Genomic DNA, 26,075 nt, shown 5'->3' on the forward strand with positions numbered 1-26,075 from the left:
TCAATCATTTTTGAAATAATCTTTATAAAGTTCTGAAGCTATCTTCTTGCCTTTTTTAGTAAGGTCGTAGTAAATACCCTTGGGTTTGTGGTCTAGTTCTTTAGCTTTGACTTTTAACCAAGGTTTGACAGATGAGGTTACACTCCTTTTAAGGGCTCCTTGGAACCTCTGTAATAACCCTTTATCTTCTAAATTTCTGCAAGCTTTTTCTATTTCATCTTCATTATACTTAGGTGCCCAGCCTGCTTCTCCCAATAACCTTCTAGCCATATACCATGGGTTATCAGGACCGTACTTGTAGATGTGGACTAATACTTTCTTTTCAAGTTCTGTGAGCTCTTCCATCCACCAACACCTGTTCAGCTATGACTTTAGGTATTTCAAACCTTTTACCGTTTTTATCTTCTATCACGATATCGCCAGAGTCCTTCTTTTCTACAACTCTAAATCTATTCCCTGGATAAAGCCCTATTTCGCTAGCCTTGGCTAAAATCCATTCCTCTTCCTTAACTATCATTATAACTTCAATTTCCTCTCCGACTTGGGTGCTTAATAACGGTTCACCTTTAACCGCTTCCCTTCCGGGTATAGGGTGTCCGTGAGGGCAAGTCTTAGGGCGATTTAAAACTAGGTCCAACTTTTCTAACACATCGTCTGGCCATACATGTTCAAGTCTATGAGCTATTTGGTGGGCCCTTATCCAGTCTAGTCCTAAAATGTCTGTTAATAGTCTTTCCGAGAGTCTGTGAGACTTTATGAGTCTCTCAGCGATTTTCTTACCCTCTTCGGATAAATGTATTTTCTTATCCTTCTTAGTTATAAGGCCAAGTTTTTCCAGTCTATTAAGCGCTTTACTGATTGTACCAGGCGAAATCTGGAATATAGTTATTAATTCAGAAACCCTTGCATATCCCTTCATTTCTTCGAGTTCGTAAATTTCCTTTAGGTAATTTTCAAGAGGCTCAGATAATTCTCCTTTCTCCATTATTTCACTATTATTTTTGTCTTAACTGTCTGTATTAATCTTATTGACCTATCTTCCCTTACGAAAACGTTAACATTAGCACTAAACTTACCTTCATATCCCTCAGATTTTAGGTAATCTACGGTCTTTTTGAGAGCTTCGTCAATTGCAGATGAAATGTGTTCATGGTACTTACTGCTGCTATACCTACTTGGGATTTCTACCGTTTCGATTTCAGTTACCGCGTAGTATTTTTTCTTCTCTCCGCTTGTCTCCATAAGTATCCAATGTTTAATGTAAAAGAACAACAATTAAAGGTTAAGGTTTTATTTTCGTATGACTGAAACGTGAATAAAAAAATATTTACTACTTGTGAGAGAACTATATCTATGTATAAAGTAATTTTTAAAGTTAATAGTAATGGTAAATTTACAAATTCTTTAAAGACCATTTCGAAGGCAGGGTTTATCCCAGTTTATTTCAAAAGGGATAAAGGGATAGAGGAGTACACTGCACTGTATAGGAGTAGTGACATAAACGAAGTAAAGGAGGCTATACTGGATGTAGCTTATATGCTTTCTAGAGAAGGAAAGGTAGGAGGATATGATTTCGCTAAGATTTATAAAATAGAAGAGCAGTACTTAGGTAAAGCCGCTGGTGGGAGCCTCGGCGCTCTACTTGGCTATCAGTTTGCAGGTATAGCAGGTTTGGTTCTAGGCGTATTGGGGGGAATATTTTTAGGTGAGTTGTTAGATATTGAATTGGGTCAAACACCCATGGGGATATTAGCATGGCCAATCCAACAATTAACAGGTTAACAAAAAGAGGATTTAACCTACTCATAGGTGCGTTAATGTTTGTTACTTCTATTTTATTAATCGTAAAAGTACATGTATCATTTGCTGAAATTTTATATACATTGAACCCTTATCCGTTTTATTTTCTAGGATTAATATTCGGAGCTGAAAGGCTATTTTATTCTATAACCGGCAGCACAAAGTTGTTCTCTTTAATGACCGGTTCAGGTGAGTTCTCTTCGTTCACTAGTATAGCTATATTTCTGTTCCTCCTTAGCTTCGGGCTTTACGTACTAGCATATTCCTTCTTATATACCAGCCCATTCTTAATAGCCATGAACGCATTAAATGGGCTAAGCTTCCTCTTGTACTCACTGAGTTTGTTTAAGGCTTGGCACATTTAAAAATAGTCCACGCACCTATTTTCTGATAATCTATTTTTTCAAACCCTACTTCTCTAAATAATTTCAAATAATAATCCACAGAGAATAGGTCTAACTTCCACCACCTTGCAAGAAACCTGCTAAATGAATTATTGTTAGTCAGAATAGTCGAGACGAATTTTCCGTTACTCTTGAGGACTCTAAAAATCTCATTTAATACTACCGCTTTTGAAGGTATCATATGTAAAACAAACATAGCTGATACTCCATCGGCTACCTCGTTTTCAAAAGGTAATTTATTAGCGTTCCCTCTAACAGCTATCACGTTGTTCCTTTTCTTCTTTAATATGCGAAGAAACTTTGTGGAAACGTCCAAACCAATACAGATCTCACATTTAGCGTAATCGAAGAGCTTACCAGTCCCGGTTCCTATATCAATCACTATATTACCCGAAACGTAATTTCCTGCCTGTCTCATGATAGACGAATAAGTATTCCCACCAGAGGTGAGGAATAGTCCAATAGGTGCCCATAGCTGCTCATAGAAACCCGCGACTTTTTCAAGAATATCATCACTCTCGACCTTTTCATCTTTTAAAAAATCTATAATACCGTTATCTTCACTAAAGGAGTGGCCATTCTCACAGACCCACTTTTCTTTAAATCTCGAACCGTCTATAGGACATCTGAATACATCTATCATAGGTAGATATAGCCCTATTCCTTTATTAAATTTCTTAAGGCGTATTCAATTAAATCCTTTAAAGTAACTATTTGATTTTTATTTACAATAGCGCTACCAATATTCAGCCTTATTATATCCTGAGCTACAGTCCCTATTGGAGTTTCACTTGATACTGAGTATACTTCAGGGATCATGACCTTATTAACATCACAGTTTAAATCCAATTCAGGGTAGCGGTATACAATATCCCTAGCTGAAATAATTCCATAAAGGTCTCCCTCGTAAACCGGTACATGCCTGACACCATTATTTACCATTATACTTGCTGCAGTCCTAATCCTGGCGTAGGGAGAGACGACCAGTGCAACTCTGGATATTTTTGAAACCCTATCGCCAGCATTAGCCCAATTAATTTCTCTGATTACATCCCTATATGTAACAATTCTGGTGTTGCCGTCCTTTTCTATGAAAACCGCGTCTATTTTGTTATAAATCATGTCCTTAATTATCTCAGCTAGACTATCTCTAGACTTAATAACGGGTTTTAATTTAGCCTCTTTTAACCTATTTTCTGTCTCGTTGTATAGAATGTGATACAATGCTTCTTCTATTGTAAAGAGGCCAATTATTTCCCTATTCCTATATACTGCTATACGCCTAATTTTGTTTCTAGCCATAAAAAATATCGCGTCTGTAATGTAAGAGTCTTCAGTAATTCCGATTATTTCATGACCTTCTATCAATCTTTACCTCACTCAAGTTTAGGGTAAGCATCAAATTATATAACATTATAACATACTTATTATTCGCGTCTAGTACCTTACCGTCCCCTATGATTGTAAAGTCTATTTTATTACAGTTTTTTTCTACGTAATCAACGATTTTTTCCGAGAGAAATTCAGCTTCCTCAGGCTTAATAATCTCAAATACCTCACCTAACTTAAATTCCTTAAACCCCTCTATGAAGATAACGTCTGTTGGAAGTAAGTTAACCAATTCGTCTACACTGAACCTACCCATAATCACGCCCTTCCCGTTCATGAAAACCACATAATCTGAACCAGAGCTCCAGAACCTGAAAGTATCCTTACCTTGTAAATCGATCTCGTGGTGAGAATGCTTTATTACGGCTACCTTAAACCCAACCTGCTTTAATTTCCTTACAGCTTTTTCTATTGTTAAAGTCTTACCGGAATCTTTCCTACCTATAACTTGAATTATGCATTTATTCATAATTAACTTTTATTTTTTACCAATCATATTTTAAAATGCATGCTAGTTCACCTTGACGAAGCGAGAAAGATCATAGATAATACTGATTTTAGAAAAGTATCAAAAAGGAAAACGAGCATTTATGATGCAGTTGGAAAAGTAATAGGAGAAGACATTTACGCTGTAAAAAACATCCCCGAAACTAACTTGTCTGCAATGGATGGATTTGCTTTCAAGGTAAGTGATTATAAGAAGTATGGAGAACTAAAAATTGCAGGCACGCTTTACCCCTCATCAGAGAATATCCCAGAGTTAAAAGAAGGCGAAGCATACTACGTGACTACAGGCTCTCCTATCCCCAAAGGTGCAAACGCTGTAGCTAGAATTGAAGCCAGTAAAGTAACTGGAGAAAAAGTAAAGTTTGTAGAGGACGTATTCGAAGGTAAAGACATAAAGTTTATAGGAGAAGACATCAGCGAAGGGAGTAAAATCATTGAGAAAGGAGAGATCCTAACTCCTTATCATTTAGGAATTCTCACGATACAAGGTATCAGAGAGATAAACGTAGTAGACATGAAAAGTTGCGTTGCTGCATCAGGAGACGAAATAGTACCGTACTACCAAGAAGGGAAAATCCCCGATTCCATATCTCCCATTTTACTAAATATTTTAAGTAAATTTGGCAAAGCAAAATACTACGGAGTAATCAAAGACAATAAGGAAGAAATCACAGAAACAGTGAAAAAATTATCGGAAGAATGTGATTATATCGTACTCATTGGGGGTTCATCAATGGGTGATAAAGATTATTCTAAAAAAGTAATAAGGGAGATCGGTACTTTACTCTTCGAAGGAGTTAGCGTAAACATAATAAAAAGGGGAGGACTGGGCGTTATAGGTGATATACCAGTTATCAACTTACCCGGTCAAGTAGTCTCTGCAATCACAGTGTTCCATGAGCACGGACTCCACGTTATTTCGAGAATGGTAGGCAAAGAAATAAGAAAGTTCTCTGCCTACATATTAGATCAAGAAGTAAACGTAAAACATAAAATGGACTCAGTATTCCTATTTAGGACCGAAGGGATTTACGCGAGACCGTTGAGGTGGGGAACAGGACTATATAGTGAATTAGCTAAAGCTAACGCTTTCGGTATACTAGCCAGAGATAAGACATATAAAAGGGGAGAACTTGTCGAATTACAACAGCTTATATTTTGACGTTATCATACTTGCAGGAGGGGAATCTAAAAGGTTTGGAGAAGACAAATGCGAACATGAATTTAATAAAAAGACCTTCTTGCAGAGGGTAAGTGAAGAATTTAACGAACCGATAATCGTAACTAGCAAAATTAGGAATAGAGTGAATGGTATTCAAGTTATTGACAACCTACGAAAAGGTCCAGTAAAGGGACTTGAACTCGGATTAAACTATGTATCCGCTGGCAAAGTCTTTGTAACCGGCTGTGATTTTCCATTTGTTACCAGCTATTTAGCTCAAAGCTTGTGTAACAGAGGGGACTACGATATAACTATTGTAAACGTAGGTAAACCACAACCCCTTTTAGCTTGTTATAACACAAATTTCCTGAGAGAGAATATTAACAATTGTAAAAGAATGATGGACCTCTTAGAACTTGGAAAGAAAATTTACATGGTCGGCACGTATGAGCTTAAGATAAACGGAATTAACCTATTAACCGTTAAGAACGTGAATTCATGGCTTGATTTAAATTTTAGCGTAAACAGAATACCGTCTACTGAGAGTAAATTAATATTAACGTCTTTATAAACCTCTCTTCAGAATTTAGTTTAATGCTAGTTCCGTTTGTACCTACGCCCGATGAAGTAGCAAGAGAAATGTTAAAATGTGTAAAAGCCGGGGAAGATGACATCGTACTAGACCTAGGGGCTGGGATAGGTAAAATATTGAAGATAGCCAAAGAAGAATTTAGAGTAAAGATTGCAATAGGAGTAGAGATAGACAGGAAATTATGTAGAGAAGCTTATAAGGACAATAATAGGGAGTTTGAAATAATTTGCGGAGATCTACTAACGTTAGCACCTATTTTAATCCCAAAGGCAAATATCCTTGTCTCATATTTATCAACAAGATCCAATGAATTACTTGAACCACTGATAATTCAAAACGGTAGAAGAGGATTAAGGGTAGCATCTAACGATTTTCAATATCCGAACCTAAAGCTAATTGAAACTAGAAAAGTAGTCGCAAACGGGATATTAGGACCCACAGAACATATAGTGTACTGTTACCAACTATGAAAGTATGTGTCCTTTTCTCCGGCGGTAAGGATAGCACTTACGCCCTGCATTGGTCGGTCTTTAAGGGATTCGAAGTAGAGTGCCTTATCACGCTACTCCCTAAGAAAGACTACTCTTGGATGTTTCAGGTCCCTAATGTGGAATTAACTAAGTACCAAGCCGAAGTCCTAGGGATAGATTTAATACAGTACCCATCATCTGGAGAGAAAGATAAGGAACTAGAGGACCTAAAACAAGTTTTAAAGATAGTTAAATCCAGCAAAGGGGTTAACGGAATAGTCACTGGGGCTCTCCTCTCAGATTACCAAAGGCTTAATATTAACCTTATAGCAGAGGAACTCCAGTTGAAGACTTACTCACCGTTATGGAGAAAAGACCAAAGAGAATATATGAAAGAACTCATAAGGTATGGGTTTAAGTTTATTATAACCTCCGCTTCAGCTTATGGTTTTCCCTTCGAATTAGTAGGTAAAACAGTCGAAATAGAAGACATAGAGAAAATAATTAGGGCGTCAGAGAAATACGGCTTTAACCCCGCGTTTGAAGGCGGAGAAGCTGAGACTTTCGTAACCTATGCACCTTTATTTAGAAGAGAATTAAAAGTAGAAGGGATAAGAAACAAGATAAGTGAGTATGAGTGGAGGTTTATCATAACACATATACATTAAAAAACTGCAAATACATAGTCAACCCTGACGGAGAGATAAGGAAGAATTTAAACATCGTAATACAGAATGGAGAAATAAAGCATATAGGGAAAGAGGTTGAAGGGGAGGAAATTGACTGTTCTAAGTTTGTTGCCATACCAGGGCTAGTAAATGCTCACACACATTCGCCTATGGTAGTCCTTAGGGGATATTATGATGATGCCGAACTAAAGGAATGGTTGAATAAGATTTGGGACTATGAGAAGAATAGTCTAACAAAAGAACAAATGAGGATCGGAAGTGAAATAGCAATTCTTGAAATGCTCCTTAACGGAACTACAGCATTTGTAGATATGTATTTTAACCCTGAACAAGTAGCAGAATTAAGCGAAAAATACAAGATAAGGGCTTACGGAGGCTATACTTTTTTAGACCAACTATTTGACCCTTATGAGATAGATAAAAAGCAAAGAGGACTAAAGAAGAGTAACTATTTCACTCCTATAGTTAATATGCATAGCGTATACGCTACTTCAGAGAGGACACTGGTTCTGGCAAAACAACTGGCAGATGAGATAGATACGTGGATACATGTCCATATGTCAGAGACTAGGGAAGAACTTTTTACGATAAAAAAGAAGACTGGTCTGTTTCCGGTTCAGTATTTAGCACACCTCGGGATGTTAAACAAGAGGCTACAATTAGTACATCTGGGTTGGGTTGCGAGTTGGGAGATAGAAATGATCCAGAAAAGCGGTTCAACGGTAACTTACTGCCCCAGCTCAAATATGAAACTGGCTACTGGAGGGAGTTTTCCTCTTAAAGAAATGTCGAGAAAAGGGATAAATATTACACTAGGTACAGACGGTCCTGCTAGCAATAATACATTAGATTTGTTTAAAGAAATGAAAGTCGGAGTACTACTACAGAGACAGATGTACTGGAATGTAGACGTTAAAGCAATAGACTTGCTACAGAGTGCAACTATAAACGGATATAAACTGATCGGAGTAAAGGGAGGCGTTATAAGAGAAGGGTATAAGGCCGATATCGTATTACTTGATGCTAATTTAATATACCCATTAGCTGATTATAGAATGTATTCGCACTTAGTTTATTTTGTTGACGGGAGATACGTAGAGAAAGTAATTGTTGACGGCGTGATCCATAATAAAAGGGATATTGAGGAGCAGTTAATAGAAAGGGTAAAAGACCTCGAGAGGTTAATTACTTAGATTCTACTAACTCGGAAGACTCAGCTGATGAAGTTTCTCCTGAGGAAGACTCCGCTGGGAGAGGTTCTGAAGGCTGTGGAAAACTAAATTCTTGATCTACTAACTTTGCCATACTTTCTGCGCAATTTCTTATATCTTCTAATATCTTCTCCTTAAGTTCTTTGTATCCTCTGGTCTTATATAAATATCTAGGCCTCCCCGCCTTATTCCCTGGCTCTTTTATCCGCATTACTAAGCCCATTTCTAGAAGTTTATTTAAGCTTCTGTTTATTGAGGCTTTGGATAATTTTAGATCTACTTCCAGATCTTCAGTGCCTCTCGCGTCGGCCTTAGCAAGGGCCACTAGGACTTGGACATCTGTTTCTGAAAGGCCGTAACAAAAGGAAAGGATATCCACTAAACCGGCATCTTTGCCTGAAGGTAGTCTTACTCTAGCTCCAGAAAAATGTGTTTGAGACATTTGTATCACAAATAATGATTCTTATCATACAAGTATTTATATTTATTCATAATAAAATTTTTCTCATATTACAAGACAGATATACTTTCTATTCATAAATTATATCAGCCTTTACCAAAATAGAGTTATTATACAAAACTAATTCTACTCTCTTTTGTGGTAATATTAATGATATTATTTAAATCTGACTTTTCCTCATCATAGTAAAGTTTTAAATTGAGTGCACTAATATGATAATTCGGAGGTAAATTAAATGAGTGTAGAAGAAATAGTTAAAGTTTCACGTAACTACCAAGTTACAATACCTGCAAAGATAAGGCAAAAATTCCAAATAAAGGAAGGAGACTTAGTGAGAGTAATATTTGACGAAAACGAAAATGTAGTAAAAATCCAAGTGTTAAAAGAACCTTGGAAGTAAAAAGATTTTCTAATTTTATTTTATATTTTTTATTTTTATAACTGTTTCTCATATCCTATCACTATGTATATTGATGCCCATGCACATATAGATGTGAAGGAATTTGATCAAGATAGAGACGTGGTAGTAAATGAATGCAAGATACTTATAGTAAACGCTGGAGTAGATTTAAACAGTAATTTGAGAAGCTTAGAACTCGAAAGGAAATATAGAAATGTAATAGCTGCTATAGGGTTCCACCCAGAGTTTATTAAAGATAAAGAACAAGAAATATTAAAATCCCTTGAACTTACTGAACGGGCAAGGATAATTAGTGAGATAGGGTTAGATTATTATTGGATAAAAGAAGAAGAGCTTAGAAAAAAACAGCTGAATGTACTAGAACTATTTCTACAAAAGGCGGAGAGAGAAAATAAGACAGCAATAATACATGTAAGAGGGGGAATGAAAGACCTATTATCAACATTACCTTCCTACAAAGTCCGGTTTGTTATACACGCTTTTGAAGGTAGCGTAAAAGACGCTAAGAAAATAATAGATCTGGGAGGACTAATTTCGTTCCCCCCAGTCCTAGTTAGGGATAAGTACAGGCAAGAGGTAGTAAAACAAGTAGAGTTGGACTATTTAATGACAGAGACAGACTCACCGTTTCTAGGTCCAGAAAAAAACACCAGAAACAAGCCTTGCAATGTGGCCCTGACCGTAAAAAAGATAAGCGAACTAAAGAATGTCGAAGAAAATGAAGTCATAGAAAAAATAACTAAAAACTTTAAAGAAAAAATTCTAGCTTCTAATGACCGGATTCCTTTTCCTCAGTAGGAGCAAAATATACGAAGAGATAGAAAGCTATAAACCCTATAAACGCTGATACCGTGAAAGGAAGGACATAGTTTACTGCAGCAGCGTGTAAAGTTATCTCAGTTATCTCCCATACTAATCCTGCTATTGCTAATACATATCCTAAAGTTAAGAGTTTAAAGAAACTGACCATTCTTCTTTCACCCCTCTACTAAAACACTTCCCCATAATGACATTACATATCCCATTTGCTCTCCGGTCACTAGATTAGACATACCGTCTAAGTCATAGTTATAGAACGCAGGATATACTATACCATATAGATAAGCGGGTGCGTTGGCCTTAAACGTAAAAGTCATCGGTGTATTATACTGGATCTCCTGAGGCTGAGCAGCAGGAGTAATGGTACCGTTCCACCATACTGCATAAACATCGACGTATAGATCCTTATCTGGAGAAGCTACACCAGTAGTAGAATAATTGTATAGCCAGTTATGGTCTCCCGAAGGAGTCGGGATGATTAGATTCATAGTCACGGTGGAGTTAGCGTTTACCACAAAAGTTGGGCCAGGTATACTATCATTAAACGCAGCATACTTATCAGACACTACTGTTAGAACTGGCGAAGGTGAATTTTCAACAATTATCGGCGGGTTATACGGGTCACCAACTAATGCGCTAGTATGGGCTGTGTTAGATGCAGTAATATATCTTTGAATAGCAGATGGAGATATATATCCTGACTGCGGTATTACTAAAATTTCACCTACTTGATAGGAGAACCATGGTCCATCATATTCCCCGCTTAAAAACGCATAAGCACCGCATGCTATCGGATACCCGCTTACATTACCTGCATACCATACTGCGTATTGTGTTAAGCCGGGTACAATTTGAGTATCCACTACGTACTTAGCGTTATACACCGGTATATACATGTTTTCGGTAGCTGTTTTACCTATTACCGCATACATAGTCATATTGAGGTATTGTCCAGGATGAACAACCATCAGATTATAATAAAATGGAAGAGTAGAACCATTAGGGAGGACTAATTCAGAGTTTATTCCCCCTCCATGCTCGCTAACAGTAAACACATATTGCATCGCATTAACGGTAGTGGGAATTACATTCGATGGAGGAGCATTGGTGGGAATATCATGAGTTATAACGGAAGCGTCCCCACCTACAGTGAAAACTTGAGGTAAGGTGGTTACTACGACCACTGCGAGAAGTACAATTGCAAATCCAGTCCAAATCCACTCGTACTGCTCTTTACTAACCATTTAATCACCCCAATTTTTTACAACTTTTAAAATAAACTTCATATAATAAAAAAGTAACTATTAACTTTAAACCGTATTAGCCGCTTTTAAGGAGCTAACGCCGGCCAAGATGACACCTAGTGTTAATAGTGAAATCCAAGCCCACTCTAATGGATTAGTAGGTTTGGAAGCATCGCCCACGAGCACAAGGGGAATAGCACTTACAACGATCAATATACCACCGAATAAGGCTAAGCCCCACCAGGTCGATAATGCTTTTCTCATAAATCTCATATTTATTGTATTTTCAAGGCTCTTTAAACTTATCCCTGCGTTAGACCAATCTAGTTGCATTGCAACCGTATTAATCAATTGGCCTAACCCTAGGCCTTCTGCATTAAGTACCCTACCTTTTACTAAAGTCATTACTAAGTTCAAGAACCACACTAAAGTAGCAAATTGGGCAATTAGAGCACCGACAGTAGCTAAGTTTACAGCGTCTACAATATACGGAACTCTAGGTACTATTTCAGCCCTCCTTACAATACCGTCCAAGCCCTCCATCTCTATCCCTATTATGAACATGATAGAACCTATTAAATAGCCCCAGAAATGTACCCATGCTGCCTTTACGGAGTACCAAGACCTGCCCGTCATCATCGGTAACATAAAGTATAGGACGGCCATGGCTTCTGGTACTATTCCCAGTAATATCATAGCATGGAAATGACCTACTACCCAATCGGTGTTATGAATTATTGCATCAACCGAAATCGTAGCATTGGATATCCCAGTAACTCCTGCAAATATTGAACCAGCCCAACCTGTAGCAGTAAAGGCTGTTATTATATTCCATTTTACATCTGCGCCTTTTACAGTTGCAAATAAGTTGAGGAAGGTCATGAATGTAGGTACAGTTACCGCGTAAGTTAGGATTTCTTGTAAGACTTTCAAGTCGATAGGTAAATTGACCATATATAAGTGATGAATAGGGATGTTGTTAGAGAATATCAGGTAGAGCACAGCCGCTATTCTAGCCATCCTATCGCTATATAACGGCTTATTAGCTAATGTAGGTATCAATAAATACATCGCAGCTACTGCAGGCAACCATGCCATATACACTACGGCATGTCCAAATATCCAGAACGCTATCTGGTTAGCAATGACATTTAACCCCGTAATTCCTGCAAACGCTAATATATCCCATACATCAGCTACAGTAACTCCAGAATAACCTATCATGAACAATAATATAATCATTAAAAAGAACACTAATGGTACTGGTAACTTCTCTTTAGTCTGCCTTGAGGCTATATAGTAATGGTATACTATCCACATCCCTGCCGTGTAGACAAATGCGTCATTTAAGATCCATCCAATAAAGAAGAAGGGACTCATTACGTATAATGAATACCCCGGTATACCTATAGGAGATAAATAGTACCACGAGCCAGCTGAGAAATAGTTATCGAAACCTTGTTGATTTACTAGTAGGATAGGGCCCTCCATAAACATCATAGAGATATTCAACATTATGAAAGCGGTATTCAAGAGCCATTTTGCCCTCGGCTGAAGGTTAAGTAACTTAATAGTAAAGTATATTATAATCGCATAAATCACCTGTTGAGCAAACCCAAATAAGTCCCTTTCAGCGTGTAAGGTTATGCTCGCATAATATTCTTGTGGTGTTAGCGGTAATAACCCGTAAGTAGTCCACATAGTTTCTTGTATCCTAACCATTAGGGAGTCTATTACACCTAATAGTCCCCATATCACACCCATCACTAGCATTCCCATTACGATTCTGGTAGTCCAGTCTTTATCTAATTGGAAAAGTGCAACTACAAGATCCCTTAGACCCATATACGTCACTTCATTTAATATTATAATGGCCAATTTTTTTAAATTGATTATGTAAAAACACTGTTAGTTTTAATTAACTGAGTTTAATCTAAAAAAATAAAGTATTTTATATTTTATAGTTAATAATTAATAATTTTATAACTTTCGACGACGATTACAACACTGTTATAGAACTATAAACTAGCTTCAAGAGAAAGCTTGACTTAGAATAACGTTGTAGAGTAGGGATTTAACACGCCTTTTATAAAATAAAAGGAGAGTATAAAAACCTGTTCAGTATGAAGACGGTCGGCCCTCCCATACCATAACCCTTATCACCCCAGATTTTCCCTAGCCCTTCTCATACCGGTGACCGGTGAACGCGGATAGCCGGGCACGGTTGCTCCCTTCCGGGCCTGGCCGATTCCCCCGGCCAATGCGGTATCTTCCCTCCCTCCAGAGGGAAGATCCGCAACTATCTCGCCCCATCGGGCGGTACTCATCGTTAGGCTAGGATCTGGGAGTGATAGGTATTATAGTATGGGAGTTACTGGTGCCCGCATTAAGCCACGCGGGTCACAGGGGCTGGCTAGACCCCCCACCCTACCCGACCATAATTAATTACTTCGTATAGATTAAGAAATTAACTCAAACAGCTCACATAAAGAGCTTATAATAACAGCATTCCTCTCCCTAACTTTTTCTTCGTTAAAAGGGACGCCAGACCTAAGTAAATAAATCCCCCTTAGTCCGGCACTATAATACGCTTCAACGTCTATCTCAGTATCACCAATGCCTATTGATTCCATCGGTTTTACATTAAGTTTGTTTAAAGCAATTACTATACTTTCTGGGTCAGGTTTCCCCTTTACTACGTCGTCAGAGGTGATTAAAACATGATATTTTACGCCTATTTTATCTAGAACCTTTCTCGCCGAAACCCCATTAGAAGAAGTAACTATAGCAACTCTTACCCCCTTACTCATAAGGGTAGATACAAGTTCTTTCGCACACTCATTGGGCTCCGCCTTAATCTCTACAAGACGCAAATATTCTTCGTTCTTTATTTCCATCAGTTCTTTCCATTTCTCACCTCCGAGTAACTTAGCTATATCTGAAGTCTTTCTACCTAGAAGATAATCTATTTTAACGTCGTTTTTAATTTCTAGTCTTTTTAAACCTATCTCCCAAGCTTCTTTATGGATTAACGCAGTATTAGCTAAAGTACCGTCTAGATCGAAAATAAAAGCCGATATCATGGTATGATTAAACTCCTTATAGCCTCGCCTTCTTCTAAAAGTTTTACTGCTTCGTTTATTTCTTCAAGCTTAAACTTTCCAGTTACCAGTTTACTTGGGTCGTACTTACCTAACTTAACTAATTCTAATAATTTAGGCATATCAATTCTAGGTCTCCCACCGTAATTTCCTATAATAGTAATTCCTCCCCTCACTACCGAGGCTATCCTCAAAGGTATCTGTGCTGAAACTGGCGGTAAACCTACCAAGACTACTCTACCGCCGATCCTTACACTGTCAACAGCCATCTGAATAGTATCTTGGGTACCTGCCGCCTCAATTACTACATCAGGTCCTCCTCCAGTAATTTCTTTTAGAGCTTTCACGGGATCAGACTCTTTAGTATTAACCACATCAGTTGCACCTAATTCCATTGCTTTTTCTAACTTCCATTTTCTTGTACCTAAGGCGATAATTCTTCCTGCACCGCTAGCTTTTAAGAGCTGTATTACCGATAACCCAACGCCTCCGACACCAACTACTGCTACTGTCTCTCCGGGCTCTATTTTAGCGTTATTAACTGCCCCATAGGCAGTTATCCCCGCACAGCCTAAAGGTGCCACTTTTTCGAGAGGGACATCCTTAGGAACTACTGTCAAAGCGTTTTCATGAACAATAGCATACTCAGCAAATCCTCCGCCAAGGAATATGTGTACATCTTTACCGTCCTTTAGCTTCAACCTAGTGGTACCATCAAACATCACGCCTTTTAACCTAACTGAGGCTAAAGTCTCGCATAAATTCTCATGACCTGATATACAGTTTCTACACTTCCCGCAGGGGTGAATAAATGCCGAAACCACTTTATCTCCTTCTTTAACCCTTGTCACTCCATTTCCTACTTTTTTAACTATTCCTGTTATTTCATGCCCTGCAACAACTGGCGGAGGGACTGGGGTAGCACCGACAAATACATTAACGTCTGAATGACACATACCAGTTGCTGTAACTTGGACAAGGACTTCATTTTCTTTAGGCTCATCTATATCAATATCTTGAATAGTCAACGGCTCTTTGTAATTGAAGAGAACAGCCGCACGCATAAAATGATCTCCTTTAAGTAAATAAAAAGCTTTGATAACCGTCTACCAACTTAATTTATTAAGAAGGAGTACTGCATATTACAAAACTCGTCTCAGGCTATTAGCGCCGGGGGCGGGACTTGAACCCGCGCGGGGGATAACCCCAGCGGCTCTCGGCTTATCAATTAGCAGGCCGCCGCCCTACCATGCTAGGCGACCCCGGCAATATTTATAATTTATCTTAAAGTATAAAAGAGTTTAGCTCGCATCTTAAGTAAAAATAGGTTCTTAAGTAAAAATAGGTTCTCTAGTCCGTAACTCATAATTATTATAAACTTATAGATTTTTAGATTTTAAAAGTTATTATAATTATAATATTATTAATATTATATTTTTAAATAATTAAATAAATTATTAAACTAAATTCTTATTATCACCGTTTGAAAGATCACAGCCATTATAGCAAATACCAACTCTAGCGACCAGAGAATTATTACAATTTGATATTCCTTAAACTTGCCTATTCTCATTATAACGTGGGTGAGTGAATTAGGCTTTCCGTCCCAATACAAATATCCTTCTGGAGATACCTTTCCAAATGAGACTCCTTTGAATTTTGTTTTAGCTTTTAGAATAAATTCAATCACGTACGGAATATAAAGAAAGAATAGGGCTGTGTACATAAAACCGGCTATTCCTATAGAACCTATTACCGAGCCTATGAAGTAAGTTCCTATATTACCCGGAAATACCTTGGCGGGGTATATATTAAAAAGTAAAAAGGCAAGTAGAACGAATACTAAAATTAAAGCTAGCACGCCCGCATGAAAAGTCGGGCCAGTCGATCTTAACCCTATAAAGGCCAGGGCCGAAGCCATTATTAGACCCATTCCAGCTCCTAGCCCGTTCAACCCTTCTAGCATATTAAAGGCATTCGACGTAATTGTTAACGTTGCAGGAAGAATTATAATGTAAAAAAACACCCCGAAGTTTACCAGACCAAAAAATGGAATGGAGATAGTAGAGTGACCTATGCTGTAGATAGCTAACGGGACGGAAGCAAAAATAGGTAAGAAAGCCCTAATTGACTGCCTCAAGTTAAATATATCATCCAGTAACCCTAAAAACCCTATTATTAGTGAAGATAATAAGACAGAAACTACTGTTCTCTCAATAAATAATGAATTAAACATTGTGCGCCCAAAATCTATTTCGCTCACTAGGTAGGTAAAAGAACCAGCAATAAATCCTGCTACTATTCCTATTCCGCCAAGAACCGGCACTTGGTTTTTCTCGAGCTTATTAACATCAGTGCCTACAAACCCTTTTTTCTTAGCTTCGACTATAGTCCATTTAGTTGCGAGGTAAGTCACTATAAAGGACACTACTATTGATAGGATAATAGAAAAAAGAAGAGGATCGGCATATTTCATTACTTTCTCCTTTTTACGGTAAATTCAGCTATATATTTTAAAGCCTTTCCCGCTAATTCATTCTTCCATTCAATAGACTCTAACCGGTCTATGGCGAGTTTGTAATATTTATCTGCTAATTCGTAAGCATAGTCTAGTGAATATTTTTTAATCAAATCCGCCGTTTGCCTTAATTCTTCTTTAGTGGCTCCCCTATTGCCTAAATTTTGGAGAATAATTTTCTTCTCATCTTCCGTAGCTATCTCTAAAGCTTTGACTACTAATATTGTCTTCTTACCTTCTCTAATGTCACTGTATAATGGTTTACCTAGTTCTTCTTCGTTCGCTGTCAAGCCCAAAATATCATCGACGATTTGGAACGATATACCTAAAAGGAGGCCGAACTCTTCGAGTTTCTTTACACCTTCGTCCGTAGCCTTGCCAATTAACGCCCCTAAACCTGTCGAAGTAGAAAAGAGCTTAGCAGTCTTTCTCGTGATCATATCCAAATATTCATTTTCAGTGACAGATTTCCTATCTTCAAACTGCATATCTAGGGCTTGCCCCTCGGATATTACAAGAATCGCGTCAGTAAACATACGGATTGCTTTAGTAATTAGTGTGGACTCTAATCCTTCTAACGCATCGTTGAGTATTTGAAAAGCCTTAGCATGTAATAAATCCCCAGCTAAAATAGCCATAGGTATACCGTACTTGACGTGGACAGTAGGCATACCTCGCCTGAGGTTATCCTCATCCATTATATCATCATGGATAAGTGTAAAAGTGTGAAGGACTTCAACGGATGCACCAGCCAGTACGGCCCTCTTGCGCTCTCCGCCAACCAAGTCAGATGAGCAGACTAACATTAGAGGCCTTAATCTTTTTCCACCAGCTTGAAACAGATAATAAGAGGCCTCATATAATTGTTTAATATCACCTTTTATGTAATCTGCTATTACATTATTAACGTCTCTAATAATCCCATTAAAATATTCATCAATCATGTTCTTCTCTTTCTTACACTCTCTAAAGTAGATAAGCTTATCCCTCTTGATTCAAGCCATTCCCTTAAAGTCCCAGTTATAACTAAGGGGGCTTTAGCTAGGTCATTGAGCGATTTAGACCCACTTAGGAACATAGCTGCCTTTATTTCAAAAATTGTCTTCCTAAAAAATTCCCTCAAAGCCTCTTTCCCGCTTATGGCAGCCTTAAGCGCTGGTAACGCAAAACCGCCTATATCAGCTCCTAATGCTATAGCCTTAGCTATATCGAGCCCGTTTCTAATTCCACCGCTTCCAATAATAAACGCGTCGGTGGCGCTAATTCTCGCTTCGATTATCGAGGCAGCGGTTGGATTACCCCAATCTAAAAATAGTTTAGCGCTTTCCGTTTTCCAATTGTTCTTCCTTTCTCCACGGAACATTTCTACAGATATCCAACTTGTGCCTCCTTGCCCTGAAACGTCAAAATATTTAAAACCATTAGAGTAAAAGAGAGATACTACTTCCATGGAAAGCCCTGAGCCAGTTTCTTTTATTATTACTGGGACATCCAGAGATCTTGAAATGTCTTTTAACTTATATAAAATATCCATTGAATAATCGGGTTCACCTTCAGGTTGAAACACCTCTTGTGCAGGGTTAAGGTGTATTGCAATAGCATCAGCTTCTATCATATTTATCGCGTCCATTACCTCTTTAACGCCATAACCCTTCATAAGTTGTGGTGCACCTATGTTGGCAATTATCGGTGCATTAGGTGCTGATTTTCTAGCAATTGAAAATGTCTCTCTTGTCTCTTGTTTTTCTATAGCGATTCTCTGACTCCCCACTCCCATCCCTAATCCAAATTCCTCTACGGCTTCAGCGATTACCTGATTAAGCCTGCCTAGCTCCGGTGTACCTCCCGTCATCCCGGTAACTATTATTGGTGCGGACATCTTTTTCCCAAGAAAATCAACCGAAGTATCTACGTCGGCTAAAGAAAACCCGGGAAGGGATTGATGGACTAACCTTATGTTTTCTAGAAGAGTAGAAGTGTACGCCTCAACGTTATCATATAAGCAAATCTCAACGTGTTCAACTTTTCTATTAGTTATGGAAATACCTATACACCCCTAACCTCTATTGCTGTAACATAATTTAAATCCCAAATTAATTTCCAGTCCTTCCTCAATACGAAAGGAATACCGTACAAAGAAGTCCATAAGCCATTTTCTACGCCAAGCAAATTAGTATCTTTTGTCTCTACGTAATCTAAAGGGATCATCCCGACTAGATGTATTAGGGAGTTATCCACATATCTCAACGAGGACAAATCTAGTGGATAGCTGAACAAATACAGTGAAGGAAAATTAGATAATGATAACCTTATAGGTTCTTCTTCATCTCTATAGAGAACCGGGACGCCCAACTTGAAGGCTGCCCGCAACGCCCTGATTAATTCAGAGTCGAATAGAGCATCATCTATCATCGAGAGAGTCTCCTGGATCTCATTTTCAGATATCGGTATATCACATTCCTCTATACTTTTTCTAAAAAATAAATCAGATAAATAAATATAAGATGACGAGAAAGGTAGATATTTATCGAAGCCTATCGAAATGTCGCACTTAAAACCTGTAGCCTCTTCGAATAATTCGAAAAATTTTGACGGTAACTTTGTTTTACCTTCTTTTACAACTCTTGAATCAAACTCTCCAAAAGCAACTAAAATCGGATTATTTACCCCTTTAAGAGGAATACCCAGAAGAGGTATAGGAAGACTAATCACCGAACCTCACTGACAAGTAACCCACAACTGAAGACTTGTCCCCAGAAGTATCCCCAGAAGTAGCATGTTTTAATACGTAAGGCTTCTTTCCAAATTTTTTGGCTAACAACAATACGGTCATAATAGGTGCATATCCGCAGGCTGTAACATCTTTTTCTTCAACCACCTTAAAAAGACCCTTATAATCCAATTTCTCGATCTCAGCTATAGCAAGGTTATCCTTCTCAATAGTTCTATCGTGTGGCTCATAATGATTTAAGTCGCTACTAGCTATTACTACAATGTCCTTTTTCTTCTCGTTCATTTCTATAACCTTATATATACTATCTGCTAGCATTTCAGCCACATCCGTTGTCTGCATCATAATGACTATAGGGACTATCTTAAATTCGGAACCGAATAAATACTGGAGAAAGGGTACCTGAACCTCTACCGAGTGTTCATATAAATGTGCCCTCTCGTCAATATCAATTATTCCACTTAACCTAACTAGTTCCATCGCGACATCTTCATCAACATCTACTTCGCCTAAAGGGGTCCTCCATTTTCCTTTAAGCCAAATAGATACAAAGGAGCCTAAGCCAGTGTGATTAGGGCCTAAAATAATAACTGTATCAGGCTTACCTTCTTGGGCTAAATAATAATAAGCGTGAGCCGCAACAGGGCCACTATACATATAGCCCGCATGGGGGACTATAAAAAACATATTATCTCTTTGTGAGGGTTTCTGTGAAGGGATAGAAGGTACTTTACCTGGGCCAAGTGGGTGCAAAAAACATTCTTTAATTTGCTCTTTCAGTTTTTCAGGATCTGATTCATAAAACGCACCAGCTACTGCTGGTATTCTTATCATTCTGCCAGCCTCGTTTCAAAGTCTTCAACCCGTGCAGGTATATCTCCGTCTACGGGGATTTCCTTCCTTTCTCTCAATATTTGCCTTGCAAGAGTCCAGTATAACAGTGCTAAGGACTTCCTCCCTTTATTGTTAGCTGGTATTACTACATCTATGAAGTCCACTTTTGCGTCAGTATCAGAAAATGCTACTATTGGTATCCCTACTTTTGATGCTTCTTTTATAGCTTGTAGATCCGTCCTAGGATCAGTAACTACAAGTACTTCAGGTTCTATATAGTCAGATAAGTAAGGATTCGTCAGCGTACCGGGTGGGAATCTTCCTATTATAGCCCTACCTCTTATTATCTGAGCGAACTTTTGCGTAGGAGTATAAGCATAAGGCCTTGATGCGACTGCCAGTATCCCTTCTGGTGTAAACTTAGCAAGGAACTTAGCAGCAACTCTCAACCTTTCATCAATTTTTCTTACATCAAGTACGTATAATCCTTCAGGCCTCACTCTATAAATAAACCTTTCCATATACGCTGTACAAGTGTGTGTCCCTATATGAACACCCGAAGATAAGTACGTATCAAGCGGTACTAACAACTCTATTAGCTGACCTTTTTCCGTCTTCTGCAGTTCTGCCTTCTCTTCCTCAGATAGTTGTCCTCCTTTTTCTTGTTCACTCATCTAGTTCACCTCAAATAGGTCTTGTATAATGTATAACCTCCCTAATAATATCTACATGAGATAAAAGCATTCTCCTACAACAATACCTCTTTATACCTAAACTATCAAGCACTTTGCCTGGGTCTTCTCCAGCTGTAACCCTAGTTATAAAAGGCTCCCACTTGTCCGCAATTACCGCACCACAAGTAAAACATCTAATAGGGACAATCATTATACTCACCTATAGGCTTTCTGCCTCCATCTCCTTGCACTATATCTCATCCACTTCTCTGACTCAGTCTGCCTCGGATCTCCGGCTAACATAGTTCTATCATATGATTTGTATATTTGTTCTAGTTCTTTACTGCCCGTAAACTTAACTAGAGCCCTAGCTAGAGCCATTCGTGCCGCATCAGCTTGTCCCATTACACCTCCGCCGCTCGTATATATTCTCGCATCCACTGCAGAGTGTATACTTTGCCCTGCAAGTATTAGAGGCTCCATTATTTTCATCCGCATAACTTCAATCGGAACAAGCTCCACGGGAATATCATTTACATAAACTCTACCCTTACCAGCTGTGAGATAGCACCTCGCCCTAGCCATTTTCCTTCTGGCTGAGGTAATTACAACAGTCTGCTGTTCAGCCATTTACATAACCTCCTATGGCTTTAGATAATTCTGCTACGGTTATATATTTACCTTTCAATCTACTTACGTCAGCATCATCAAATCTGACCATTTCTTTCCCTTCATACTCCTTAGGAATACCTATATAAACTATAAGATTCTTATAGTATTGCTTCCCTAGCCTATTTTTAGGTAACATGCCTCTTACTGTCCTTTTTACAATATTTATTGGGTTTCTGGGCCTCCTAATGCCGTTCTTAGCAGGGTTCTGCATACTTCTAACAGTGAATAAAAGAGTGTAGCCTTGAATAACCCTTGCCCTTGGCCCGCTAATTATCGCTTTTTCTGCGTTAACTACCACTACTTTCTTTCCTTCTTTAAGTAACTTTACCAGATGGGTCGACATTCTACCTAAAATTTGGTTCTCAGCGTTCACAACTACGACTTCAGTAGCCTTAGTCTGTGAACTCTGCCCCTGATTGCTCATTGCTTCATCAACCTCACAGTCTTTCCTTTAAAATCTTTTAGCTCTTGGATTGCCTTATATAAACTCATAACCTTACCCCCACTTTTTTCAATTTTTTCTTTAGCAGTCTTAGAAAAGGATAACGCAACAACTGTAACTGGGTGATCAAGTGACCCTATTCCTAAAACTTTACCCGGTACTATTATAATGTCATTTGGCTTACTATATTTGTTAATCTTGTATAAATTAATATAGGGTCTTTTTCTAGAAGACGAACTCAATTCCTCAGCTACAGTCCTCCAAAGACTTTTCTTTTGCTTTTCTAATGTATGTACGAGTTTTCTTAGCATTATATTTGTGCTTGCCATACTTATGCGACCCCTAACTTACCCTTTAATTCATTTAATTTGCGTAATATGCTTTTACTCGCCTCTATTAAAATTCTCTCTGGCTTTAAACTACCAGTAGATTCTATCTCGAGTATATATTTACCTTCCACTTGTGAGATAGATACTTTACCTTTACAATGCCTTAGACACTCCTCACATAACGTACAAGCAATTTCATTAGACACAACTACTTTACCGTCTTTTATTGAAAATACCTTCTCGGGACATACCTCTACGGCTTTTTCGCAGTTATCTATAATCTCTACTTTGGGGTAATATCTTAAAACTGCAACAGAAACCGGACTAAATTTCACATGCTCTTTTCCGTACCCTAACCTCAGTTTAGCCTCAAGAGAGATCTTTTGCCTTGGACCTAAAAGAACTATTGGTAATGTATCACTTGTTGGTACTATTGCAGGATCTTCTGACTTGAGATCTCTTGAATATACCATTAATGAGGCTTGGTCTTTAACCTCAACCTGCAGATAAACTCTAGAGTAACACCCTTCACAATTCTCTTTGCAATCAGCACACTCCTCTGGCGATCTATAGTGCTCTAGTGCCTCATCTGATGTGAATGGGATTAGTGCGAGCCTGTGAGCCAAAATTTCGTCGTAGAGAGGACTATTATTTTCTATAAAATAAACCTCGTCCACTGCCATAGTAGGCACGAATAGAATCGAAGCCCTTCTAATAGAGTTCAGAAATTCTAGTGGATAATCTGATATTACCATCGATAAAGAAAGATTTCCTTTACTTAAAATAGAAATCGTCATGGCAAACACTATAGGTTATACTCTTCTTCCTCTTCTTCCGCCTGGTCTCCTAATAGTATCATGAGGTAATGGTGTTACGTCTTCAATCCTCCCTATTATAAAGCCTGCCCTTGCTAAAGCTCTTATAGCAGGCTGGGCACCTGGACCTGGCGTTTTTGAACCGTAGCCTCCTTGAGCTCTAACTTTTATATGAATTGCAGAAATGCCCTTATCAAAGGCGTCACTGGCAGCTTTATTAGCCGCTAACATTGCGGCGTACGGAGACGGCTTCTCTCTATCAGCTTTAACTACGGTACCGCCAGACGCCTTAGAAATTATTTCCGCACCCGTCAAGTCTGTTATCGTTATTATTGTGTTATTCTGAGATGCATATATCCTAGCTTGGCCCCATCTAATTTCACGCCTGCTGGACATTCACTTCACCTCCAGAAGCTTGTGTAGGTGGATGCTGTTTAAACGGGGATGTAGGGTAATAATCGATCATGTCCTCCTCTCCCCTTTGAACTATGTATCCGGGTGATGTAACTCTCTTACCCCCAAGAGCTATATGACCATGAGTTATTAATTGCCTCGCTTGGTATATCGTTCTTGCTAGTCCTTTTCTGTATACAATAGTCTGTAGCCTTCTTTCTAAATAGTTTTCCTCTGTCAAGCTGAGGACATCGTCTACAGTAGCACTTTCCTTATCTAGTATACCCATCCTATTAAGCTTAGCAATTAGCTGTTTTTCTCTTACTGCTCTTTCAGCTGGTGGCAAACCTAACAGAGACCTAGCCTGGTGCCTGAAGTTCCTTATTATTGTTTGTGCTAACCACAATTCTCTTTTATTCCTCAGCCCATACTTCCCTATCAGGACTTGCTCCCTATCTAGATTTACTCTTATCCAGGGGTGACCCGGTCCGGACCACTTTCTCCTACTCTTCCTCGGATCTCCCATCTACTTCACCTCACTTTTTAGCCTGAGAACCACCAGAAGAACCACCAGAAGCTTGTGCTTTAGGTTGAGCTTGTGCTTGTGGCTGGGCACCTTTTGCCCTCCTTACACCTATAGTAGTCCCAGTTCTTCCAGTAGTCCTTGTTCTCTGTCCTCTAACCTTTAACCCTAGTGAATGCCTTACTCCCCTCCAACTCCTAATCTTTTTCTCTCTTTCTATATCATTTCTGACGTAGAAAATTAGATCTGAAGTAACTAAATGTAAATCTACACCGTTTTCATAATCTTTCCTTCTATTATACAACCATGGAGGAAGGTCAGGGATCTTTTTATTAGCTAAATAATCTTCAATTTTCTTTATGTCTTCATCTGATAACTCTCCCAGCCTCCTATCTTTATCTAACCCTAACTTAGTTATCACAGCCCTCGCAGTATTATAACCGATACCCTTCACCATCGCAAGGGCGTAGGGCACCTTCATAGTACCGTCTACGTCTTGCCCAAAAAGCCTGACTATATATTTAAACTGTTGCTGTTCCGACATTAGCATCAGCTTATACTCCTAATAACTAACTTACTTTTAAAGTTTTCAATACGTTTTCCTTTTTCTCCTTAACGAACTTAAGGGCCTCATTCAACCTTTCCCTGATGAGCTCTTCGCTATAGCTAGTCCTATTACCTATGACTTTCTTTACTGGTGTATAAGGGGATTCCCTAAACTTCATCTCTAGGACTTTCCCCGTTTCATCCACTAGCTTATGGCTACGTGACTTAACTACTCTACCTACTATTTCTGCCCTAATACCGCGTTCTTTCAGTCTTGAAATGACATAGTCCGGCTCCTTTGTGAATATAGCTATAGAGTCTATTGACAGACCAAGTGGGTCTATATTTAAGGCTAATAGCATCTCATACACTTTTTTATTTATTAAAGATAAGTAGACTTCCGCGTTAAGTTGTATGCCTAATCCTTCTGGGAGCTCATAAGCGGTAGCCCTAATACCGCCGTTCGTCACATCTGTAGCACTATGAATCCTTTTTACTATGTCATCTTCTCTAATTATTTTACATGTACCTAGATCGGATAACGATAAAGTTTCAGTTATAACGTCATAAAACCCATTGTATATCGCAGTAGTAGCTATTGTCCCGCCCCCATTTCCCTCAGTCATGACAATAAAGTCATTTTCTTCTACATTTTCCTTTGATAAGTAAGAGCTTTTTTCATCTATTAATCCTACAGCACCTATCCCTCCACTAATCCTTTCCCCGATTACGAGGTCTCCCCCTATCCTTAATGTGCTGCCGGCAAGTATCGGAATTCCTAAATAATCGGTGACTGTAAGGACTCCTCCCTCGAAATCGAGTAACATCCCTAGATCACTGTCGTCTGAAAGATGAATGTCTACGATAACACCTAAAGGGTTTGCACCTTTCACCATAATATCTCTTATAGCCGCCCTAGTAGCGTGAAAACCGGCTAAATAAGGGAAGTAAGCTAGCCTGGAGTGGATCCCATCTACAGACACGACTACATTCTTTGCAATTCTAGCGTCCTCGAAGTAATTTAAATTGCTCAGTTCTAATATTTTCTCATGGATAATGTGATCTCCCTTCCCTCTAGACCCAAGACCCGCTTCTCCTGCTTTAAGTCCGGTGACTGGAAAGGAAAGAAGATGACGGTTATATTCGGAAGACTTAATTGACTTATTGACTTCTTCTATTATAGCATCTGCTATTTCCTCCTTTAACTCAAAGTCTTTACCTTTGTAAAATTCTAACTCTTCTATTATTTTTTTCTTAGCTACATCTATATTTGGATAAAGCTTTCTAGCTATTCCTTCTAAGTCCATATTAAAATAAATAACGTACTTT

At 38.5% G+C, this 26,075-nt stretch carries 35 protein-coding genes, 1 tRNA gene, 1 other RNA gene and 1 pseudogene; 9 read left to right on the top strand and 29 right to left on the bottom strand.

Annotation, left to right across the window (positions count from 1 at the left end; genetic code table 11):
• From KN1_RS02240 to KN1_RS02250, 3 genes are read right to left on the bottom strand one after another with little or no spacing between them, the layout of a single operon-like run.
• A complete protein-coding gene (locus tag KN1_RS02240; RefSeq protein WP_221289221.1) occupies window positions 1–345 on the bottom strand; it encodes a DUF2250 domain-containing protein in 345 nt (114 codons plus the stop codon).
• Window positions 323–985 carry a metal-dependent transcriptional regulator gene (locus KN1_RS02245; RefSeq protein ID WP_221289222.1) on the bottom strand — a complete coding sequence of 221 codons (663 nt, stop codon included), beginning with the start codon at window positions 983–985 and terminating at the stop codon, window positions 323–325. The genes KN1_RS02240 and KN1_RS02245 overlap by 23 nt, the downstream gene beginning before the upstream one ends.
• A complete protein-coding gene (locus KN1_RS02250) occupies window positions 985–1,242 on the bottom strand; it encodes a hypothetical protein (RefSeq protein ID WP_221289223.1) in 258 nt (85 codons plus the stop codon). The genes KN1_RS02245 and KN1_RS02250 overlap by 1 nt, the downstream gene beginning before the upstream one ends.
• A gap of 111 nt (window positions 1,243–1,353) precedes the next feature.
• On the opposite strand from KN1_RS02250, the gene KN1_RS02255 reads away from it, so the two are divergent.
• Window positions 1,354–1,782, top strand: a complete 429-nt coding sequence (locus tag KN1_RS02255; RefSeq protein WP_221289224.1) for a hypothetical protein — start codon at window positions 1,354–1,356, stop codon at window positions 1,780–1,782.
• Window positions 1,755–2,165: a hypothetical protein gene (locus KN1_RS02260; protein WP_221289225.1), complete on the top strand. Its 411-nt coding sequence runs from the start codon at window positions 1,755–1,757 to the stop codon at window positions 2,163–2,165. Before KN1_RS02255 ends, KN1_RS02260 begins: the two co-directional genes overlap by 28 nt.
• Here KN1_RS02260 and KN1_RS02265 read toward each other — a convergent pair.
• From KN1_RS02265 to mobB, 3 genes are read right to left on the bottom strand one after another with little or no spacing between them, the layout of a single operon-like run.
• The gene (locus KN1_RS02265) at window positions 2,146–2,847 is read right to left on the bottom strand and encodes a class I SAM-dependent methyltransferase (RefSeq protein ID WP_221289226.1); all 702 of its coding nucleotides are present in this window, start codon (window positions 2,845–2,847) and stop codon (window positions 2,146–2,148) included. The two genes, KN1_RS02260 and KN1_RS02265, sit on opposite strands and share 20 nt — an antisense overlap.
• Before the next feature lie 14 nt (window positions 2,848–2,861).
• Window positions 2,862–3,572 carry a CBS domain-containing protein gene (locus KN1_RS02270; protein WP_221289227.1) on the bottom strand — a complete coding sequence of 237 codons (711 nt, stop codon included), beginning with the start codon at window positions 3,570–3,572 and terminating at the stop codon, window positions 2,862–2,864.
• Complete coding sequence (mobB, locus tag KN1_RS02275) at window positions 3,556–4,062, bottom strand: molybdopterin-guanine dinucleotide biosynthesis protein B (RefSeq protein ID WP_221289228.1); 507 nt, start codon at window positions 4,060–4,062, stop codon at window positions 3,556–3,558. Before mobB ends, KN1_RS02270 begins: the two co-directional genes overlap by 17 nt.
• A 39-nt stretch (window positions 4,063–4,101) precedes the next feature.
• Here mobB and KN1_RS02280 point away from each other — a divergent pair, with 39 nt between their 5' ends.
• The 5 genes from KN1_RS02280 to KN1_RS02300 are packed head-to-tail and all read left to right on the top strand — an operon-like array spanning window position 4,102 to window position 8,206.
• A complete protein-coding gene (locus KN1_RS02280; RefSeq protein WP_221289229.1) occupies window positions 4,102–5,262 on the top strand; it encodes a molybdopterin molybdotransferase MoeA in 1,161 nt (386 codons plus the stop codon).
• Window positions 5,234–5,833 carry a molybdenum cofactor guanylyltransferase gene (locus KN1_RS02285; protein WP_221289230.1) on the top strand — a complete coding sequence of 200 codons (600 nt, stop codon included), beginning with the start codon at window positions 5,234–5,236 and terminating at the stop codon, window positions 5,831–5,833. The genes KN1_RS02280 and KN1_RS02285 overlap by 29 nt, the downstream gene beginning before the upstream one ends.
• A 23-nt stretch (window positions 5,834–5,856) precedes the next feature.
• On the top strand, window positions 5,857–6,324 hold the full coding sequence (locus KN1_RS02290; protein ID WP_221289231.1) for a hypothetical protein: 468 nt from the start codon (window positions 5,857–5,859) through the stop codon (window positions 6,322–6,324).
• Window positions 6,321–6,992, top strand: a complete 672-nt coding sequence (locus tag KN1_RS02295; protein ID WP_221289232.1) for a diphthine--ammonia ligase — start codon at window positions 6,321–6,323, stop codon at window positions 6,990–6,992. The genes KN1_RS02290 and KN1_RS02295 overlap by 4 nt, the downstream gene beginning before the upstream one ends.
• The gene (locus tag KN1_RS02300) at window positions 6,962–8,206 is read left to right on the top strand and encodes an amidohydrolase (protein ID WP_221289233.1); all 1,245 of its coding nucleotides are present in this window, start codon (window positions 6,962–6,964) and stop codon (window positions 8,204–8,206) included. Before KN1_RS02295 ends, KN1_RS02300 begins: the two co-directional genes overlap by 31 nt.
• A gap of 85 nt (window positions 8,207–8,291) precedes the next feature.
• Here KN1_RS02300 and lrs14 read toward each other — a convergent pair.
• Window positions 8,292–8,666, bottom strand: a pseudogene (gene lrs14 / locus KN1_RS02305) (Lrs14 family HTH-type transcriptional regulator); the annotation flags it as partial.
• A 253-nt stretch (window positions 8,667–8,919) separates the two neighbouring features.
• Here lrs14 and KN1_RS02310 point away from each other — a divergent pair.
• Together KN1_RS02310 and KN1_RS02315 are read left to right on the top strand one after the other, a co-directional pair.
• Window positions 8,920–9,084: an AbrB/MazE/SpoVT family DNA-binding domain-containing protein gene (locus KN1_RS02310; RefSeq protein WP_221289235.1), complete on the top strand. Its 165-nt coding sequence runs from the start codon at window positions 8,920–8,922 to the stop codon at window positions 9,082–9,084.
• A 63-nt stretch (window positions 9,085–9,147) separates the two neighbouring features.
• The gene (locus KN1_RS02315) at window positions 9,148–9,903 is read left to right on the top strand and encodes a TatD family hydrolase (protein WP_221289236.1); all 756 of its coding nucleotides are present in this window, start codon (window positions 9,148–9,150) and stop codon (window positions 9,901–9,903) included.
• Here the strand turns inward: KN1_RS02315 and KN1_RS02320 are convergent.
• The 22 genes from KN1_RS02320 to KN1_RS02425 form a co-directional block, all read right to left on the bottom strand.
• Window positions 9,875–10,075 (bottom strand): hypothetical protein, encoded by a 201-nt coding sequence (locus KN1_RS02320; RefSeq protein WP_221289237.1) that lies wholly within the window; start codon window positions 10,073–10,075, stop codon window positions 9,875–9,877. The genes KN1_RS02315 and KN1_RS02320 overlap by 29 nt on opposite strands.
• 7 nt (window positions 10,076–10,082) lie before the next feature.
• A complete protein-coding gene (locus tag KN1_RS02325; protein ID WP_221289238.1) occupies window positions 10,083–11,168 on the bottom strand; it encodes an oxidase in 1,086 nt (361 codons plus the stop codon).
• A 66-nt stretch (window positions 11,169–11,234) separates the two neighbouring features.
• The gene (locus KN1_RS02330; protein WP_221289239.1) at window positions 11,235–13,013 is read right to left on the bottom strand and encodes a cbb3-type cytochrome c oxidase subunit I; all 1,779 of its coding nucleotides are present in this window, start codon (window positions 13,011–13,013) and stop codon (window positions 11,235–11,237) included.
• Between the two features lie 285 nt (window positions 13,014–13,298).
• An RNA gene (ffs, locus tag KN1_RS02335) (signal recognition particle sRNA) lies at window positions 13,299–13,606 on the bottom strand.
• Between the two features lie 21 nt (window positions 13,607–13,627).
• On the bottom strand, window positions 13,628–14,251 hold the full coding sequence (locus KN1_RS02340) for an HAD family hydrolase (RefSeq protein ID WP_221289240.1): 624 nt from the start codon (window positions 14,249–14,251) through the stop codon (window positions 13,628–13,630).
• Window positions 14,248–15,333, bottom strand: a complete 1,086-nt coding sequence (locus KN1_RS02345) for a zinc-binding dehydrogenase (protein ID WP_221289241.1) — start codon at window positions 15,331–15,333, stop codon at window positions 14,248–14,250. Before KN1_RS02345 ends, KN1_RS02340 begins: the two co-directional genes overlap by 4 nt.
• Before the next feature lie 104 nt (window positions 15,334–15,437).
• A tRNA-Ser gene (locus tag KN1_RS02350) sits at window positions 15,438–15,536 on the bottom strand.
• 195 nt (window positions 15,537–15,731) lie between these two features.
• Window positions 15,732–16,745 carry an MraY family glycosyltransferase gene (locus KN1_RS02355; RefSeq protein ID WP_221289242.1) on the bottom strand — a complete coding sequence of 338 codons (1,014 nt, stop codon included), beginning with the start codon at window positions 16,743–16,745 and terminating at the stop codon, window positions 15,732–15,734.
• Window positions 16,745–17,731 (bottom strand): geranylgeranyl diphosphate synthase, encoded by a 987-nt coding sequence (gene gds, locus KN1_RS02360; protein ID WP_221289243.1) that lies wholly within the window; start codon window positions 17,729–17,731, stop codon window positions 16,745–16,747. The genes KN1_RS02355 and gds overlap by 1 nt, the downstream gene beginning before the upstream one ends.
• A complete protein-coding gene (gene fni, locus KN1_RS02365; protein WP_221290482.1) occupies window positions 17,728–18,831 on the bottom strand; it encodes a type 2 isopentenyl-diphosphate Delta-isomerase in 1,104 nt (367 codons plus the stop codon). Before fni ends, gds begins: the two co-directional genes overlap by 4 nt.
• A 2-nt stretch (window positions 18,832–18,833) precedes the next feature.
• Window positions 18,834–19,499 (bottom strand): hypothetical protein, encoded by a 666-nt coding sequence (locus KN1_RS02370; protein ID WP_221289244.1) that lies wholly within the window; start codon window positions 19,497–19,499, stop codon window positions 18,834–18,836.
• Window positions 19,492–20,352, bottom strand: a complete 861-nt coding sequence (gene amrB, locus KN1_RS02375) for an AmmeMemoRadiSam system protein B (RefSeq protein ID WP_221289245.1) — start codon at window positions 20,350–20,352, stop codon at window positions 19,492–19,494. Before amrB ends, KN1_RS02370 begins: the two co-directional genes overlap by 8 nt.
• Window positions 20,349–21,026 (bottom strand): 30S ribosomal protein S2, encoded by a 678-nt coding sequence (gene rpsB / locus KN1_RS02380; protein WP_221289246.1) that lies wholly within the window; start codon window positions 21,024–21,026, stop codon window positions 20,349–20,351. Before rpsB ends, amrB begins: the two co-directional genes overlap by 4 nt.
• 10 nt (window positions 21,027–21,036) lie before the next feature.
• Complete coding sequence (locus tag KN1_RS02385) at window positions 21,037–21,237, bottom strand: DNA-directed RNA polymerase subunit N (protein ID WP_221289247.1); 201 nt, start codon at window positions 21,235–21,237, stop codon at window positions 21,037–21,039.
• Window positions 21,238–21,242: 5 nt separating this feature from the next.
• Window positions 21,243–21,656: a 30S ribosomal protein S9 gene (locus KN1_RS02390; RefSeq protein ID WP_221289248.1), complete on the bottom strand. Its 414-nt coding sequence runs from the start codon at window positions 21,654–21,656 to the stop codon at window positions 21,243–21,245.
• A complete protein-coding gene (locus tag KN1_RS02395; RefSeq protein ID WP_221289249.1) occupies window positions 21,649–22,122 on the bottom strand; it encodes a 50S ribosomal protein L13 in 474 nt (157 codons plus the stop codon). Before KN1_RS02395 ends, KN1_RS02390 begins: the two co-directional genes overlap by 8 nt.
• The gene (locus tag KN1_RS02400; RefSeq protein WP_221290484.1) at window positions 22,119–22,475 is read right to left on the bottom strand and encodes a 50S ribosomal protein L18e; all 357 of its coding nucleotides are present in this window, start codon (window positions 22,473–22,475) and stop codon (window positions 22,119–22,121) included. The genes KN1_RS02395 and KN1_RS02400 overlap by 4 nt, the downstream gene beginning before the upstream one ends.
• Window positions 22,472–23,266: a DNA-directed RNA polymerase subunit D gene (locus tag KN1_RS02405; protein WP_221289250.1), complete on the bottom strand. Its 795-nt coding sequence runs from the start codon at window positions 23,264–23,266 to the stop codon at window positions 22,472–22,474. The genes KN1_RS02400 and KN1_RS02405 overlap by 4 nt, the downstream gene beginning before the upstream one ends.
• 15 nt (window positions 23,267–23,281) lie before the next feature.
• Window positions 23,282–23,680, bottom strand: a complete 399-nt coding sequence (locus KN1_RS02410; protein ID WP_221289251.1) for a 30S ribosomal protein S11 — start codon at window positions 23,678–23,680, stop codon at window positions 23,282–23,284.
• Window positions 23,664–24,203 carry a 30S ribosomal protein S4 gene (locus KN1_RS02415; RefSeq protein WP_221289252.1) on the bottom strand — a complete coding sequence of 180 codons (540 nt, stop codon included), beginning with the start codon at window positions 24,201–24,203 and terminating at the stop codon, window positions 23,664–23,666. Before KN1_RS02415 ends, KN1_RS02410 begins: the two co-directional genes overlap by 17 nt.
• A 10-nt stretch (window positions 24,204–24,213) precedes the next feature.
• Window positions 24,214–24,744: a 30S ribosomal protein S13 gene (locus tag KN1_RS02420; RefSeq protein WP_221290485.1), complete on the bottom strand. Its 531-nt coding sequence runs from the start codon at window positions 24,742–24,744 to the stop codon at window positions 24,214–24,216.
• A 25-nt stretch (window positions 24,745–24,769) separates the two neighbouring features.
• Window positions 24,770–26,053 carry an AIR synthase related protein gene (locus KN1_RS02425; RefSeq protein WP_221289253.1) on the bottom strand — a complete coding sequence of 428 codons (1,284 nt, stop codon included), beginning with the start codon at window positions 26,051–26,053 and terminating at the stop codon, window positions 24,770–24,772.
• Between the last annotated feature and the right edge of the window lie 22 nt (window positions 26,054–26,075).

It is taken from the genome of Stygiolobus caldivivus, assembly GCF_019704315.1.
Classification (GTDB): domain Archaea; phylum Thermoproteota; class Thermoprotei_A; order Sulfolobales; family Sulfolobaceae; genus Stygiolobus; species Stygiolobus caldivivus.